Source organism: Streptomyces hyaluromycini (assembly GCF_002217755.1).
GTDB lineage: Bacteria > Actinomycetota > Actinomycetes > Streptomycetales > Streptomycetaceae > Streptomyces > Streptomyces hyaluromycini.
Genome location: NZ_BCFL01000019.1, coordinates 738,082 through 753,755, shown reverse-complemented (window position 1 = coordinate 753,755; position 15,674 = coordinate 738,082). Strand labels below are relative to the sequence as shown.

At 73.1% G+C, this 15,674-nt stretch carries 11 protein-coding genes; 4 read left to right on the top strand and 7 right to left on the bottom strand.

Annotated features, from left to right (window positions below; genetic code table 11):
- Window positions 1-104: 104 nt before the first annotated feature.
- The 4 genes from SSP29_RS21230 to SSP29_RS21215 all read right to left on the bottom strand — a co-directional run bounded on the left by SSP29_RS21230 (window position 105) and on the right by SSP29_RS21215 (window position 5,789).
- On the bottom strand, window positions 105-929 hold the full coding sequence (locus SSP29_RS21230) for a glycoside hydrolase domain-containing protein (protein ID WP_089102256.1): 825 nt from the start codon (window positions 927-929) through the stop codon (window positions 105-107).
- Window positions 930-1,201: 272 nt separating this feature from the next.
- Window positions 1,202-2,689 (bottom strand): serine/threonine-protein kinase, encoded by a 1,488-nt coding sequence (locus tag SSP29_RS21225; protein WP_275539771.1) that lies wholly within the window; start codon window positions 2,687-2,689, stop codon window positions 1,202-1,204.
- Between the two features lie 38 nt (window positions 2,690-2,727).
- On the bottom strand, window positions 2,728-3,351 hold the full coding sequence (locus tag SSP29_RS56040) for a hypothetical protein (RefSeq protein ID WP_089102254.1): 624 nt from the start codon (window positions 3,349-3,351) through the stop codon (window positions 2,728-2,730).
- 236 nt (window positions 3,352-3,587) lie between these two features.
- Window positions 3,588-5,789, bottom strand: coding sequence for an N-6 DNA methylase (locus tag SSP29_RS21215; RefSeq protein ID WP_089102253.1), 2,202 nt, complete (start codon window positions 5,787-5,789; stop codon window positions 3,588-3,590).
- Window positions 5,790-5,979: 190 nt separating this feature from the next.
- On the opposite strand from SSP29_RS21215, the gene SSP29_RS21210 reads away from it, so the two are divergent.
- From SSP29_RS21210 to SSP29_RS21200, 3 genes are all read left to right on the top strand, one after another.
- Window positions 5,980-6,693, top strand: coding sequence for a hypothetical protein (locus SSP29_RS21210; RefSeq protein WP_089102252.1), 714 nt, complete (start codon window positions 5,980-5,982; stop codon window positions 6,691-6,693).
- Between the two features lie 83 nt (window positions 6,694-6,776).
- The gene (locus SSP29_RS21205; protein ID WP_167449974.1) at window positions 6,777-8,675 is read left to right on the top strand and encodes a M48 family metallopeptidase; all 1,899 of its coding nucleotides are present in this window, start codon (window positions 6,777-6,779) and stop codon (window positions 8,673-8,675) included.
- Window positions 8,672-9,796 (top strand): hypothetical protein, encoded by a 1,125-nt coding sequence (locus SSP29_RS21200; protein WP_089102250.1) that lies wholly within the window; start codon window positions 8,672-8,674, stop codon window positions 9,794-9,796. Before SSP29_RS21205 ends, SSP29_RS21200 begins: the two co-directional genes overlap by 4 nt.
- 24 nt (window positions 9,797-9,820) lie before the next feature.
- On the opposite strand, the gene SSP29_RS21195 is transcribed toward SSP29_RS21200, so the two are convergent.
- Entirely contained in the window at window positions 9,821-10,537 is a 717-nt protein-coding gene (locus tag SSP29_RS21195; protein WP_089102444.1) for an HNH endonuclease family protein, read from the bottom strand.
- 327 nt (window positions 10,538-10,864) lie between these two features.
- Between SSP29_RS21195 and SSP29_RS21190 the strand changes: the two genes are divergently transcribed.
- A complete protein-coding gene (locus tag SSP29_RS21190; protein WP_089102249.1) occupies window positions 10,865-11,629 on the top strand; it encodes an SDR family NAD(P)-dependent oxidoreductase in 765 nt (254 codons plus the stop codon).
- Window positions 11,630-11,680: 51 nt separating this feature from the next.
- Here the strand turns inward: SSP29_RS21190 and SSP29_RS21185 are convergent, their stop codons facing one another.
- Window positions 11,681-12,037, bottom strand: coding sequence for a MerR family transcriptional regulator (locus SSP29_RS21185; RefSeq protein ID WP_089102443.1), 357 nt, complete (start codon window positions 12,035-12,037; stop codon window positions 11,681-11,683).
- 77 nt (window positions 12,038-12,114) lie between these two features.
- Window positions 12,115-15,648 (bottom strand): transcription-repair coupling factor, encoded by a 3,534-nt coding sequence (mfd, locus tag SSP29_RS21180; RefSeq protein WP_089102248.1) that lies wholly within the window; start codon window positions 15,646-15,648, stop codon window positions 12,115-12,117.
- Window positions 15,649-15,674: the final 26 nt, after the last annotated feature.

Genomic DNA, 15,674 nt, shown 5'->3' with positions numbered 1-15,674 from the left:
GTAGGCAGTGGGCAAGCTCTGGCCAACCCATTCGACCAACGATTCACACGCGCATCCGGCACCGCCGCACCACCCTCCGGAAGGGTTTGCGGTACGGATCCCGCTCAGCCCGTGATCGCCACCGGGGCGTCCCAGGCGTCGCGGTCCACGGTGATCGTGTGACCGCCGCGCGTCTCCTTGCTGTTCACCATGTACTGGTGGGCCCGGCTGTGCCCGGTGTACTGCGACGCACCGAACGGCCAGTCCGTGGTCGTGGTGTTCTTCTGGTCCCACAGCGCGTACCAGAGGTTGCCCGGCAGGTCGGTCTTGTCGGTGGCGTTCGCGATCGCCTTGGCGCTGGAGCTGGTGAAGCCGTAGTAGCCCGCGCGGTACGTCTTCGCGTGCAGTTCCTTGTCGAAGGCGCGGACATACGTCAGCACCGCGTTGTTGCACGACGTGTTCGTCGTGTCGTACGCCTCCATGTCGAGGTAGACCGGGCTGCCCGCCTTCATGCCGAGGGCGGCGGCCTTGGACACGGCGTCGTCCGCCTCGGACTTGCCGACGGAGGCCGCGGTGGCCGCGCTGATCTTCACGGAGCCGCCGGATCCGCAGGACGGCTGGGAGCCGACGTAGAGCGGGATGAGCTTCCAGCCCGCTGCGGTGACGGTCTTGACCCAGGAGGCGGTGAGGTAGGGCTGGTTGCAGCCGCGGTTCTTCCCGCCGATGTAGACAGCCGCGGCGCCGTAGAAGCCGGTGTTCCAGGCCTTCATCACATCGGCGGAGGGCGCGGCGCAGGTGTCGAAGGCCCGGCCGGTGAACGTCTTCTGGGCGGGCCAGGTGGTGGCCGCCATGGAGGTCTGCGCGGCGATCCCGGCCCCGGCGACGACGGCGGCGCCCGCGACGCCCCAGGTGATGTATCTGCGCTTCTTCGACTGCCGATGGCCGGACATGCCCCTACCCCACCCCTGTGTATGCACTGTGCAAGAAAGACCGAGGAAAACGGACCGCAACCTATCAGGAGGCCGGAGCCGCTCGTCTGCCAGGCCGGTGACGGCTAAGCGGGGCAGGCGAAGTCCGCTGCGGTTCCGCAGCGCCCCAAAGGGGCGCTGGGGGTACCCCCGGCCGAAGGCTGGGGGAGGAACTGCGCGACCAGCCACGACGGCGCCGCAGACGGCAGACGGCAGACGGCAGACGGCACATCGCGGCACTTCCAGCGGAGCGCTCAGCCGCGTACCTGTCCCAGCCACTGCAACGTGCGCCGGACCTCGGCGGCCATCGGGTGTCCGGGTCCGTGCAGCCGTTCCAGGTCCATCAGCAGCCGGGCGAGCGTGTCGTGCGCGGCGGGCCGGTCGCCGAGCGCGAGCAGCAGATGCCCGATCCGGCGGCGCACGTCGTGCGCGAGCTGCGGATCGCCGGCCACGTACTGGTTCTCGTAGTACGGCAGCAGCGCGCGGTACTCCGCGAGCGCCGCCGCCGGTTCGCCGAGCTGTTCCAGGCACTGGGCGGTCTCGTAGCGGAAGCGCAGGACCTGGGGGTCGGCCTGGCCCGCCTCGGCGGCGCGTTCCTCGGCGAGCCGGCGCAGTTCGGGCAGCGCGCGCCGGTACTGCCCGTCGTCCATCAGCGTGGCCGCGTACTGCTTGCGCAGGGTGCGTACGACCGTGGAGCGCTCGCCGTGCCGGTCGGCGGCGACCGGCAGGATCGCGCCCAGGATGTCGACGGCCTGGGTGATGCGCCCCTCCCCGAGCAGCCGCTTGACCTCGTCGACGGCGGCGGCGACATCCGGTCTGTCCGGTACGGCGGCCACGGGGGCGGCGGGCCGGGGTGCGGGCGTCCGCGCCCGGTCCGGCCAGGGGGCGTGCGGGCGCAGGAAGGGGCGGGTGGGGTCCAGGGGCGCCCCGGAGGGCATCCCGCGCGGGGGCAGGAGCGACGCCAGGTTCTCGTAGACCTCCTGCGCGGACGCCGGCCGGTGCTGCGGGTCCTTGGCGAGCAGGCGCAGCACGAGGCTTTCGAGCGGCTCCGGGACCTCGGGGCGGATCCGGCGTACGGGCAGCGGCGGCTCGTACAGGTGCCGGTGCAGCACGCCGAGCGCCGTGGAACCCGCGAACGGCACCTCCCCGCTGAGCAGTTCGTGCAGCAGCACGCCGAGCGCGTACAGGTCGGTGTACGGGCCGACCGCACCGCCCATCGCCTGCTCGGGTGCCATGTAGGCGGGCGAGCCGATCGGGGAGCCGGTGTGGGTGAGGCGGGTGGTGTCCGTGTCCATGACGGAGGCCACGCCCAGGTCGAGGACGGTGACCGTGCCGTCCTGCTTCACCATCACATTGCGCGGCTTGAGGTCGCGGTGGACGATCGGCACCGCGTGCACGGCGCTGAGCACGGCGCACAGTTGCGCGGCCACCGCCACCGCCCACTGCCACGGGTACGGGTCGTGCTCCGCCAGGTGGTCGGAGAGGTCGGCACCGTCCACGTACTGCATGACGAGGAAGAGCTCCTCGCCCTCGCTGCCCGCGTCGTGCACGGTGACCAGCCCGGGGTGGTCGACCTGCGCGGTGACCCGGCACTCCCGCAGGAACCGCCGGCGCAGTTCCTCCGCCTCCGCGCCCGCCACCTTGTCGGGGCGCAGCAGTTTCACCGCCACCCGCCGGTCGAGCCGCTGGTCGTACGCCGTCCACACCTGGCCCATGCCGCCCTGCCCGATGAGCGTGGACAGCTCGTAGCGGCCGGCGACGACACGTCCTGTCGCCACGGTCACCTTCCGCCCTCGTGGTGCCCGTCGTGCTTGCGCAGGTAGTCGCTGAGCTCGTCGAGTTCGGCGCGTACCTGCTCGATCCGGGCGGGCGCCGGGCGCTGGGGCGGCGCGGGTATCGGAGGCTGCGGGAGCGGCGGCCGGGACATCGGGGGAACGGTGTGCGGGGGCGGTGTGTGCGGGGGCGCGGTGTGCGGGGGCTGCATGCCCAGGGGCGTCGTCCCCGTGGCGTACGGCGAGGGGGCGGGCGGGTAGCCGTACGTCTGCGCCGCGTACGCCTCGCGCTGCCGCTGGAAGTGGCGCACGTCGGCCGCGAGGTAGTAGACGATGGTGGCCAGGAGCGTGCCGAACAGCAGGGTGATCCCCAGGTAGCCGCCGGTGGTGTGCACGTCGTCGCCCGATTCGGTGCCCAGCAGCACGAGGCTGAGGACGTCGGCCGCCGCGGCCGCCACCAGCAGGCCGGAGTCGACCGACCTGCGGGTCACCACGGCCAGCCGCAGCAGCATCGCCCATGCCAGGAAGCCGGCGCTGAACACCCCGACCGCCACGAACACCACGCGCAACAGGACCAGTACCGCGTCGTGCGGCGGCCGCTGCACCGGCTGCGCATGGCCCTGGCCTTGCATGATCGCTCCTGTGTTGCCTGAAGTTCCCTGAAAAGGGCGTACTCCACCGTCCGGCGCCGTCCGCCCGCGGACAACATCGGTCGTGTGATGGTCGCTTCGAGCATATGGCCCGGCACGGACAACCGGTCCGGGTTGTACCGAACCGTTGTCGGACCGACTGCCGGGACGCGCCGGGAAAGGATCGATCAAGGGTCAATCAGGGATCAATCGGTGATCAATCGGGGATCAGGCGGGGATCAGTCGGGCGTGACGGTCCCGTCGGTGAGGCCGTCGTACATTCCGCGCACGAGGTGCTCCCCGAGCCGGTTCGCGTGGCGCAGCGCCCGTTCGAACTCGTCGAGTGCGCGGAAGCGCGCGCCGTAGCGCCGCTGTTCCTCCAAGGGGAGCCGGGGCAGCTGGAGCCGGCGCACGTCCAGCCGGGTCGCGGTGGAGGCATAGCTGCTGGCCTGCCGGTTGTTGGCGGTGCCGCGCAGGAAGCCGGCCAGGAACCAGGGGTCGATGGCCGTGTGATCGGGGCGCAGGAGCACGAGGTTGCGCCCCAGGGCGGCGCCCGACGTCGCGTCGTCGATCACGCGCGCCACCGAACCGCCGCCGAGGACCGGTACGACGACGTCGCCCGACTCGGTCAGCACGGCCTCCTCGTCGCTCTCGGGAAGCGTGCCCGAGGGGGCCACCGCGGCGAGGACGTCGTGGTCGGTGAGCACGGGCACGCGCGCGTGGCCGCCGTTCCCGCCGGTGCGCAGCACCAGCGCGCCCGCGCGCGCGAGTTCGCCGACCGTGGTGAGCGGCCACCGCGCGGGCGGCGCCTGGTCGGCCGGCGGCGGGGTGAGGTCGGCGGTCAGGCGCAGGGTCACACCGAACCGTTCGCGGACCGCCGTGAGCTGTTCCGCGCCGTCGGCCCCGGCGGCCGGGGGCAGATGGCGGGCGGGGGCGAGGTCCACGTCGTCGTCGAGGAGTTCGATGACCGGCACCGAACGGGCCAGCCCCGGCCGTTCCACCGGCCCCCCAGTGCGCTCGAAGGCACGCCAGGCGTCCAGGACGGCGTCCCGTACCGCCGCCCAGTCCGGGCCGCCCCGCCCTTCGCCTGCGAACCTCCCGGTGTCCACGAGCAGCACCTCGGGCGTGGCCGGCGTCCGGTCGGGCCGGCGCAGCACCCACAGGTGCAGCGGGATGCTGTACGGCGGCGCCGCCCCGACCGGGAGCGCGACGAGCGCCCTGAGCGCACCCCGGCGCAGCAGGTCGGCACGGATCCGGCGCCCGGAACGGCGGGACGCGACGGCCGGCGGCATCAGCAGCACCGCGGTGCCGCCGTCGGCGAGCCGGGCCAGGGCGTGCTGCACCCAGGCCAGTTCCGACTCGGTGCGCGCGGGGAAGCCGTACTCCCAGCGTGCGTCGTACGCCAGCTCGTCGTGGCCCCAGTTGCGCTCGTTGAACGGCGGGTGGCAGAGCACCGCGTCGGCGCGCAGCTCCGGGTAGGCGTCGGCGCGCAGGGTGTCGCCGGCGGCGCCGTGCACCCCGGCCCGGGAGTGCAGCGCGAGCCGCAGCGCGGTGAGCGCGGCGAGATCGGGGGCGCTGTCCTGGGCGTACAGCTCCTGGCCGGGGCGGACGTCCACGGCCCGCAGCAGGGCACCGGTCCCGCAGGCCGGGTCCAGCACGGTGCGGGCGGGGCCGGCCAGGTCGGCCATGAGACCGGCGAGGTCGGACGGGGTGAGCGTGTACTGGCGGGGGTTGGCGTCCAGGTGCCGGCCCAGCAGGAACTCGAAGGCCTGCCGGGCCCCGGCCTCGGCGGCCAGCTCGGCGGCGCCGCGCAGGAGGGGGGCGGACGGGAGGAGTTGGGGGCCGGTGGGGGTGCGGACGGCGGGGGTGGTGAGGGTGGTGGGGGCGACGGAGGCGGTGGGGGCGACGGTCGCGCCGGGTGTCGTCGGCGGGGTGTTCACAGGGCGGGCGGCCGCTGATGTGTTCACACCCGCTGCGCTGCCGGGCCTGTTCACAGCCTCGGCGCCGCCCGCGGACCGGCCGCTGTGAACCGTGCGCTCCGCTGCCCCGCCGAGGCGCGCGGTCAGCACCTGCTCCAGCGCGCCCGGCAGCATCGCGGCCAGGCGCTCGTCCGAGCCGGCGCTCACGTCGAGCCAGACGGTGGGGCGTTCGTGGATCAGCAGCAGCGCACAGCCGGCGTGCACCAGCGCCGTCAGCGCGCCCTCGGGGTGCCCGGCGAGCTGCTGCCAGACCCGCTCGCACAGCGGGACCTCGGCGAGTTTTCCCTGCTCACGCAGCCAGGACTCGACCTCGGCGAGTGCGAAGGACGGACTGGTCTCGGTGCCGCCGACCGGCTTGGGGAAGTCGGCGTGCCGGCGGCGCCAGTTGCTGACGGCGGCGCGGCCCACTCCGGCGAGCCGTGCGATACCGGCCGCGGTCACCTCCGTGGCGTTGTCCTGCACGCGGCCTCGCTCCCCTCGTCCCAGGTACCCAGGTGCCCAGGTGCCCCTGTGTGCACCGAGCATACCGATGTACACAAGATCTACCCCTTCACGGGCGTGCACACCACGCACCACGTAATCCGTGTTGACTCGGTTCACAGCCTCTGCTCTTATTGACTCGCCACTCCAACCCACCCGAGAAGGACTCCTGATGCGTCTCCCGTCCCGTGCCGTGATGCTGATAGCCGTCGCGACCCTTCCGCTGGCCCTGACCGCCTGCTCCTCCGGATCCACCGGTACGACCGCCGACTCCGGTACCGGCACGAGCGCCGCACCGGCCAAGGCGAAGGACCCCGACTCCGGTCTGCTCACGGGTACCCAGCTGAAGAAGGCGCTGGCGCCCGCCTCGGCCTTCCCGTCCGGGCTCACCCTGGAGTCCGACGGTTCCGCGGACAGCGGTGGCCGGTTCCTCTCCCCGGCCGGCCGGAAGACGGGCAAGCCGGACTGCACCAGGCTGGAGACCACGTCCTGGATCCAGGTGTCCGGCTACAAGGGCGGGGTGTCGTTCGCACAGAACGGCTACGCGAACAAGACCGAGGAAGTGGACCAGGAGATCGACGCCTTCCAGGGCACCACGGCGACCGACGTGATGAAGGCGCTGCGGACCGTGGCCGCCGAGTGCGCCACGTACACGGACACCGACGCGCACGCCAAGGTGAAGCTCACCGGCAGCTCCACGACCGGACTCGGTGACGAGGCCTACACGATGACGCTGACGAGCGGCTACTGGGAGAACGGCACCACGCTGATCGCGGCCCGTTCCGGCGCCTCCGTGGTCACCGTGCTGTCCACGGCGGGCGGCGACAACGGTGCCGCGTCCGCGAAGAAGGTGACGACGGCGATCCTCTCGGCGCTGAAGAAGTAGCCGAAGAAGCAGGCGACGCGTGCGGCCGGCTCCGAGCCCGGCGTCGACGCCACACCACCGTTCCGTTCCCGTGAAGGATGCCGATGCGCCTGACGTCCCGCCCCGCCGGCCGGGCGGCCGCCGGGGAAACCGCCGTACGAGAACGGGGCGTGCCCGGAACACCGCTGCGCGCCGCGCTCGTTCTCGGACTGCTGCTCGGGTTCTACGTACTGGCTCTGCTCCTCCTCGTCGCGCTGGCGGTCCTGGACGTCTTCCTGGCCCGGGACGGGAGCTTCACGCTCATGGCCGTCGAGGGCTACCTCGGCTCGCTGGCGATCGCCTGGTGCGTGGTGCGGGTCGTCCTGCTCAGCCGCGGCCCCGGGGACGGGCAGGACGAGGTACCCGGTGTGTCACCGGCGCCGCAGGAGCAGCCGGAGCTGTGGCGGCGCGTGCGGGACCTGGCCGAGCGGGTGGGCACCCGGCCGCCCACGGAGATCCGGGTGATCCCGGGGGCCAATGCCATGGTGCGGGAGGACGCCCGATGGCTCGGGCTGGCCGCGGGCGAACGGCGGCTCTTCCTCGGCGTCGCCCTGCTGATCGGCCTGCCGGACGACGAACTGGACGCCGTGCTCGCGCACGAACTGGGCCACTACGCGCACGACGACACCCGGCTGGGCGGCCTGCTCTGGGCGCTGCACGGCAGACTGCTGCACACCACGCACACGTTGCGGCAGCGGGCCGCGCGTGAGGAGGCCGAGGAGCAGGCGAGGGCCGCCGCGCGGGCCGCCCGGCGCCGGGCGGCCGGCAAGCCGCCGCCGGTGAAGCGGGAGCCGACGCGGGGCCCGGACCACTATCTGGCCCTCGTCTTCTCCGGGTACGCCCGGCTCTGTCTGCGCCTGACCGAGGCCGTCAGCCGCCGGCAGGAGTACGCGGCCGACCTGGTGGCCGCCCGGATCGCCGGACGGGACACCACGGCCGCCGCGCTGCGCCGCATCCCCGTGCTCGACGCCGCCGACGATCTCTACCTGCGCGAGTACGCCCTGATGGGCCGGGACGCCGGACTGCTGCCGCCGGAAGGGCAGTTCCACGGCGGGCTCGCCCTCCTGCTCGCGGACCCCGCCCGCCGGGCGGACCTCGAAGCGTGGGCCCGCGGGCCGCTCCCGGAGGTGGTTCCCGAGGAGAGGTCCCCGTACGACAGCCACCCGCCCACGGCCGACCGCATCGCGGTGCTGGAGGCACTCCCCGACGACGGACGCGCCGCCACGCTCCCCCGGCGCCCCGCCCTCGCGCTGCTCCGGGAGCCGGAGCGCCTCCTCGCCCGACTGGAACGAGCCGTACTGAGCCGGGAGACGCTGTCCTGGCGGCGGGTGCCCTGGGCGGAACTGCCCGCGCAGACCCGGCGCGAGAGCTGGGCGCGGGAAGCGGGGCCGCTGCTGGGGGCCATGGCCCAGGCGGCCGGCGCGAGGGGCGCCGCCGCATCCGGAGCGACACACCTCGACCACCTCGGCCGCGTCGACCACCTCGACCACCACGACCACCACGACCACCACGACCACCTCGGCCGCCTTCTGGACCTGGTCGACCACGGCCTGCTGTACGACATCGCCGGCCGGCTGCCCAGGTCGGAGCAGGCCGGCCGGAGCAGTGGCCGCGCGGCACGCGAGTCCGCTCGGACGGCCTTCCGCTCGGCCCTGCGGCAACTGGCCCTGCTCACCGCGCTGGACACCGGGCTGTGCCGGTGGGAGCTGTGCTGGTCCGGGCCCCCGCTCCGGGCGGTGGCGCCCGTACAGTTCACCGAGGCGCTGGAGGAGGCCCTGGACCACGCGGTCGCCGATCCGCCCGGCACGGGCCCCCTGCGGGCCCTGCTGTCCGGCGGCGTCCGCGCTCCGACGGCTTCCTGGGCCGGCCCTCGGACCGCCCCTTCGGCCGCCTCCCGGCCCACTCGTCCGCCCGCCCAGCCACCCGCCTCTTCCGGCGGCCTCTACCCGAAAGACCCGGTATGAACGTCCTCATCGACATAGCCGGCGCCGGCATCCTCGCCTACTCCGCCGTCACCGTCCCGCGCAACGCCCGCAAGGCGCGGGCGCTCCGGGCGGAGGCGAAGGCCAAGGCGCCGGTCAACATCGACCCCGCCAAGTACGGGCTGGTGCCCGCCGCTCAGCTCGACAGCCGTTTCGCGGGCCCCGATCCCGAGGCCGACGCGGTCGCGCAGGCCGCCCTCGCCGGTGACTGGCGGCGGGCCGCCGCCTACCTGGCCGGAGCGGGCCGGGACTGGGACCTGCGGTGGTACCGGCTCGGCATCCTCACCCACGCCGCCGCCGAGGACGACACCTGGCTCAAGGCGTGGCGGACCGAGTACCCCGGCGATCCGGCCGCCGCCCTGGTGCACGCCGACGCGCTCGTGGACCTCGCGGGCAAGGTCCGCGGCGCGAAGCTGGCGAAGCACACCACGGCGGAGCAGTTCGAGGGCTTCCACCGGCTGCTGGCCGAGGCACTGCCCGCCTGCCAGGAGGCCGCCTGGATGGCACCCGAGGACCCCTGCCCCTGGATCGCACAGATCTCCATCGCGCTGGGGCTCGGCTGGTCGCACGACGACTTCCGGGCGCTGTGGGCCGAGATCACCGCACGCGACCCGCACCACTTCGGGGCGCACATCAGCGCCCTGCAGTACTGGTGCGCCAAGTGGCGCGGTTCGCACGAGCTGATGTACGCGTTCGCCGAGCAGGCCGCAGTCACCGCGCCGCAGGGCAGCCTGCTGCCCGTACTACGCCTGTACGGGCTGATGGAGCACGCGTTCCGGGAGCCCAAGGAGCCGGTGTACCGCCAGCCGTTCGTGCAGGCGGCGGTGGACGCCACCCTGGACGCCGTGGAGTGGGCACCGGCCGGGCACCACCGGCTGCCGATGGTGCGGCACCTGCTGGCGGAGGCCTTGTTCCAGACGGATCGGTACGCGGAGGCCGTCGAGCAGTTCCGGGCGGTCGGCGGATACGTCGGCAGCCCGCCGTGGTCGTACTCCGCCAACCCGGTCAAGGCGTTCGTCTTCGCCCGCACCAACACCTTCGTGGCCTGGGAGAAGGCGGGCTGCCCCGCCCCTCCGCCGCGCGGCCGCGCCCTGGGGTACTGACGCACGCGGCGGGGGCGGGCCGGTTCAGCGCGCCTTGAAGCGTGACGGCGCCTTGGTCGGGTTGCCGCCCGAGGGGAGTTTCTGGCCGGGACAGGTGGCGAGGACCTTCTTCATCGCGGCCTTCTCGGCGGCGGTGACCCACAGGCCGTACTTCTTCTTCACGGCCACCTGCGCGGCGACATAGGTGCAGCGGTAGGCCTTGTTCGCCGGGATCCAGGTGGCCGCGTCGCCGTCGCCCTTGCCCCGGTTGGCGCTCGCGTCGACGGCCAGGAGGTTCAGCGGGTCGTTGGCCAGGGCTATGCGCTTGCTGGCGTCCCAGTACTTGGCGCCCTTCTGCCAGGCGTCCGAGAGGGCGACGAGGTGGTCTATGTCGACCAGGCTGCGGCCGCGCTTGTAGGTGACCTCCTTGCCGGAGTAGGGGTCCGGCTCCAGGACTCCGGAGGAGACCTTGCAGTCGCCGTCGGTGAACTTCACCTCCTTGAGGTCGCGCTTGAGTATGTCGTCCCGGGTGTCGCAGGAGTTGGAGTCCGTGTCCGCCCAGGCGGAGCCGAACTTCTCCCGGGAGTAACCGGTCTTCGGCGCCCGGCCCTTGACGGTGAGCGAGTCGGCGGCGGTCAGCGCCGCTCCCCCGCCGCCCGCGCCCTGGGCTCCCGGACTCCCCTTGTCCTGCAGGTCGGTACAGCCGGCCACCGCGAACACCACGACGGCAGCGGTGACCGCCCCGCCCCTCAGACGCGCCACGTGCGCCCCCTCTTGCTTGCCCAGATCCGCCTTCGCACGGGCGGATTCCTGCTGGTCCAACGGTAACTGCCGCACGGTTCGGGCCAGATAGCACCTAAAAGGGTGTATGCCATCAACTCGGCCTTATCGGCAAGCGATTGACGCCCGGAGGGAAGCCCGGCCCGAACGCCTTCGCGCCCGCTCACTCCCCGCTGCGACCGAATGCCCCCGATGACACGCCTCACACCTTGCCGCGCCCGCATGCCTCCCGGGACCTGCCGAGGCCTGTCGAGGCCTGTCGAGGGGGACTTGACCTTGACGCCGGTGTCAGGGTCCGACGATCCCGGCATGAGCGAGAACATCCGCCCCCGGGCCCCCCGCACCGTCGTCGTCACCGGAGCCGGCACCGGCATCGGCCGCGCCACGGCGCGCGCGTTCGCCGCCGAGGGCGCGCACGTGGTCGCCGTCGGCCGCCGACCGGGCACCCTCTCCGAAACCGCCGACGGGCACCCCGGGATCACCGCGCTGCCCGCGGACATCACCGCCGAGGACGGGCCCGGCACCGTCGTACGGACGGCCTTGGAGCGCCACGGCCGTCTCGACGTGCTCGTCCACAACGCGGCGGTCGTCACCGCCGGCTCCCTGCGCACCTACACCCGCGCGGCCGTGCGGCCGCTACTGGAGACGAACCTGATCGCTCCCGTACTGCTCACCCAGGCCGCGCTCCCGGCGCTGGAGGAGAGCCGGGGTGTCGTGGTGAACGTGACGACGGCCGTCGGCCAGCGTGGCTGGCCGACCGGCAACTCCCTGTACGCGGCGGGAAAGGCCGCGCTCGAAGTGCTCACCCGCAGCTGGGCCGTCGAACTGGCCCCGCACGGGATCCGGGTGGTCGCGGTGGCCCCGGGCGCGATCGAGACACCGATCGCCGACCACTCCGGATACACCCCGGAGCAGCGGGCCGCCCTGCGCAGGTGGCAGCTCGACCACACCCCGCTCGGCCGGATCGGCCGTCCTGAGGAGGTCGCCTGGGCCATCACCCGGCTCGCCTCGCCACAGGCGTCGTTCGTGACCGGCGTGGTACTGCCGGTGGACGGCGGGGCGGTCGTCGCCTGACCCGGCGTCCCGGGTTCCGGCGTCCCGGGTTCCGGCGTCCCGGGGCGACCGTCAGGCCGTCTCGCCCGCCTCGCGCAGCGCAGCCGCCAGTCGCTCCCGTACCTCCGTCTGTGCCGCTATCCGTGCGTCCAGGACCGCCAGCCGGTCCCGGGCGATCCGCAGACCCCGCGCCGACGCGCGGCCTGCGGTGACCTCGCCGTCCAGGCACGGCAGGAAGGCCCGTACGTCGTCCAGGGTGAGGCCCGCCGCCAGCAGCCGGCGGATGTTGCGGACGCGTACGGCCGTACGGGCGTCGTACGCGCGATAGCCGTTGGCGGCGCGTGCGGAGGTGATCAGGCCCGCCTGTTCGTAGTGGCGCAGGGCGCGCGGTGTCGATCCGGTCGCCTGCGCCAGTTCACCGATCCGCACGTCCCGCGCCCCCGTCACCCGTCACCCGTCACCCGTCACCCGTCACCCGTCACCCGTCACCCGTCACCCGTCACCCGTCACGAGCCGAGGATCGAGGCGAGGAACTCTCCGACCCAGCCCAGCAGTTCCCGGCCGACCAGCGGCTTGCCGCCCACCTTCGCGGTCTTCGGGCGGGGCACCAGCAGCTGGTGGACGGCCGGCTTGATGACGGTCCCCGGGTACAGGCGCTTGACCCGCAGCTCCTGCGACTCGCGCAACTCGACCGGCGCGAAGCGGATGTTGGTGCCCTGCAGGACGATCTCGCCGACCCCGCAGGCACGGGCGAGCATCCGCAGCCCGGCGACCAGCAGCAGGTTCTCCACCGGCTCGGGCAACTTGCCGTAGCGGTCGGTGAGTTCCTCGCGGACCGCCCTGATGTCCTCCTCCGAGTTGGCGGAGGCGATGGAACGGTAGGCCTGGAGGCGCAGCCGCTCGCCCGGCGCGTAGTCGTGCGGGACGTGTGCGTCGACGGGCAGCTCGATCTTGACCTCCAGCGGCGGCTCCTCCTCGATCGCCCCGGTCTCCAGCTGCCGCCGGTAGTCCGCGACGGCCTCGCCGACCATGCGGACGTAGAGGTCGAAGCCGACGCCCGCGATGTGCCCGGACTGCTCGCCGCCGAGCAGGTTGCCCGCGCCGCGGATCTCCAGGTCCTTCATCGCGACGTACATGCCGGCGCCCATCTCGGTGTGCTGGGCGATGGTGGCGAGGCGCTCGTGGGCGGTCTCGGTCAGCGGCTTCTCCGGCGGGTACAGGAAGTACGCGTACCCGCGCTCGCGGCCCCGGCCGACGCGGCCGCGCAGCTGGTGCAGCTGGGAGAGGCCGAAGGTGTCGCCGCGTTCGACGATGAGCGTGTTGGCGTTGGAGATGTCGATGCCGGACTCGACGATCGTGGTCGAGACGAGGACGTCGAACTTCTTCTCCCAGAAGTCGACGACGACCTGTTCGAGCGCCGACTCCGACATCTGGCCGTGAGCGGTCGCGATGCGTGCCTCGGGGACGATCTCACGGAGCCTGGCCGCCGCGCGGTCGATGGACTCCACCCGGTTGTGGATGTAGAAGACCTGGCCCTCGCGCAGCAGTTCGCGGCGGATGGCGGCGCCGATCTGCTTCTCCTCGTACGGCCCGACGAAGGTGAGCACCGGGTGCCGCTCCTCCGGGGGCGTGGTGATCGTGGACATCTCGCGGATGCCGGTGACCGCCATCTCCAGGGTGCGCGGGATCGGGGTGGCGGACATGGTCAGCACGTCGACGTTGGCGCGCAGCTTCTTCAGCTGTTCCTTGTGCTCGACGCCGAAGCGCTGCTCCTCGTCGACGATGACCAGGCCGAGGTCCTTGAACTTGGTCTCCGAGGAGAACAGGCGGTGGGTGCCGATGACGACGTCGACGGCGCCCTCGCGCAGGCCCTCCAGGGTTCCCTTCGCCTCGGTGTCGGTCTGGAACCGGGAGAGCGCCTTCACGCTCACCGGGAACTGCGAGTACCGCTCGGAGAACGTGCCGAAGTGCTGCTGCACCAGCAGGGTGGTGGGCACGAGGACGGCGACCTGCTTGCCGTCCTGTACGGCCTTGAAGGCGGCCCGCACCGCGATCTCGGTCTTGCCGTAGCCGACGTCGCCGCAGACCAGGCGGTCCATGGGGACGGACTTCTCCATGTCCTCCTTGACCTCGGCGATGGTGGTCAGCTGGTCGGGGGTCTCCGCGTACGGGAAGGCGTCCTCCAGTTCGCGCTGCCACGGCGTGTCCCCGCCGAACGCGTGGCCGGGGGCGGCCATGCGCGCGCTGTAGAGCTTGATCAGGTCGGCGGCGATCTCCTTGACGGCCTTCTTGGCGCGCGCCTTGGTCTTCGTCCAGTCCGCGCCGCCCAGGCGGTGCAGGGTGGGGGCCTCGCCGCCGACGTACTTGGTGATCTGCTCCAGCTGGTCGGTGGGGATGTACAGCCGGTCGCCGGGCTGGCCGCGCTTGGCGGGGGCGTACTCCACGACCAGGTACTCGCGGGTGGCGCCCTGGACGGTGCGCTGGACCATCTCGATGTAGCGGCCGACGCCGTGCTGCTCGTGCACGATGTAGTCGCCCGGCTCCAGGGTGAGCGGGTCGATGGTCTTGCGGCGGCGGGCCGGCATCCGGGCGCCGTCCTTGCCGGCCGCCTTCTGCCCGGACAGGTCGGTCTCGGTGAGGACGGCGAGCCGGAGCGCCGGGTCGACGAAGCCGTAGTCGATCGAGCCGCACGACACGTGCACGACCGAGGGGCTCAGCTCTTCCAGGTCGACGTCGAGGCGGGCGGCGATGCCCTCGCCGCCGAGCACCTCGACCGTGCGGGAGGCTGGGCCGTGGCCCTCGGTGACGTACACCGTGCGCCAGCCGTCGGCGAGCCAGCCCTTGGTGTCGGCGAGGGCCTTCGCGGTGTCGCCGCGGTAGGTCTCGGGGGCGTGCATGCCCAGCTTGAGGGTGTCGGCCGCCAGCTCCTCGTCCGCCGCGAACGGCGACACCGACCACCACATCATGTCCAGCCCGCGCGCGCGGTCGCGGACGTCCGCGATCGACCACAGGGAGGCCGCGCCGACGTCGATGGGCGCCTCGCCGCCGCCCGCGGTGGCCGCCCAGGACGCCTGCAGGAACTCCTGACTCGTGGCCACCAGGTCGGCGGCGCGCGTCCGCACCCGCTCCGGGTCACACACGACGGCCATCGCGCCCTTGGGCAGCACGTCGAGCAGCAGTTCCATGTCGTCGACCAGGACCGGGGCGAGGGACTCCATGCCCTCGACCGCGATCCCCTCGGCGATCTTGTTGAGGAGTTCGCCGAGCTCGGGGTGCTCCTCGGCGAGGGCACGCGCGCGGGCGCGGACGTCCTCGGTCAGCAGCAGCTCGCGGCAGGGCGGTGCCCACAGGCCGTGCTCGGCGACCTCCAGGGAGCGCTGGTCGGCGACCTTGAAGTAGCGGATCTCCTCGACGTCGTCGCCCCAGAACTCGACGCGCAGGGGGTGTTCCTCGGTGGGCGGGAACACGTCCAGGATGCCGCCGCGGACGGCGAACTCGCCGCGCCTCTCGACGAGCTCCACGCGCGCGTAGGCGGCTGCGGCGAGGGCCTCCACGATGTCGTTGAGGTCGGCGGTCTGGCCGCTGCGCAGCGCCACCGGCTCCAGGTCGCCGAGGCCCTTGACCTGCGGCTGGAGCACGGATCGTACGGGTGCGACGACGACGGAGACCGGGCCGGTCTCGGGGTCGTCGGAGCTGGGGTGGGCGAGGCGGCGCAGGACGGCGAGGCGGCGGCCGACGGTGTCGCTGCGGGGGCTGAGGCGCTCGTGCGGGAGCGTCTCCCAGGAGGGGTACTCCGCGACGCCCTCGGAGGGCAGGAGCGTGCGCAGGGCCGCGGCCAGGTCCTCGGCCTCGCGGCCGGTGGCGGTGACCGCGAGCACGGGGCGGCCGGCCTCGCGGGCCAGGGCGGCGACCGCGAGGGGGCGGGCCGCGGGAGGGCCGACCAGGTCGACGTGCATGCGGTTGCCGTCCGCGGCCGCCTTGATCGCTTCCGCGAGGGCGGGGTCCTTGACGACGACGTCGAGCAGACCGTGCAGGCTCATTCAGGGCGGCTTTCGTCGGGGGGTGG